Origin of the sequence: Bacillus sp. SIMBA_074, assembly GCF_046534555.1 — a bacterium.
Classification (GTDB): domain Bacteria; phylum Bacillota; class Bacilli; order Bacillales; family Bacillaceae_G; genus Bacillus_A; species Bacillus_A mycoides.
In genome coordinates, this window is record NZ_JAWRYM010000084.1 from 1 (window position 1) to 641 (window position 641).

At 43.7% G+C, this 641-nt stretch carries 1 protein-coding gene; it reads right to left on the minus strand.

What is annotated here, in order from left to right:
* Nucleotides 1-641, minus strand: a 641-nt coding sequence (locus SB773_RS29885; protein ID WP_410593808.1) for a serine hydrolase domain-containing protein, incomplete at both ends; no start/stop codon positions are given.

The window sequence follows — 641 nt, forward strand, 5'->3', positions numbered from 1 at the left end:
TCAGCAGTAGAAATCATATCTCCAGCCGAGCTACCTATACTTGGATTAAAATAAGTAACGTCTTTTAGCTCACTTGCTCCGTCTGGTTGGACATATCCACGGGCATGCTTAGTGCCTGGAATAACGCTTGAATTGCCAGGTAGGAATGTATTCGACAATTCAAGCGGTTCAATAATCCGATTTTCAATCTCTTCCGCATAACTGTTTCCGGTTACTTTTTCAATAAGAATACCTAGTAATACGTATCCTGTGTTTGAATAAGACCAGCCCTTTCCTGGGGCAAAGTCTGGGGGCAGAGAAATCCCCATCTTCACTAACTCTTCAGCCGTATACGATTTTTTTGTATCCGTAAAGTCAGCGTCTTTTGACCTTGAGTATTCAGCGATACCACTTGTATGGTTCAATATCTGCCGGATAGTAATCTGATTACCATCATATCCGTTTCCTTGAATGACACCAGGCAACCATTTTTCGATGTAGTCGTCTAGATTCAAGCGGTTCTCTCCGACTAATTGAAGTACAACCGTTGCCGTGAACGTCTTCGTCACGCTGCCAATGCGAAAGCGAAAATCTGTTTTCATTGGTTGCTTGGTTCTCAGATCCGCTATCCCAGCGGCATAACTCCACGTTTTTCCACCCTC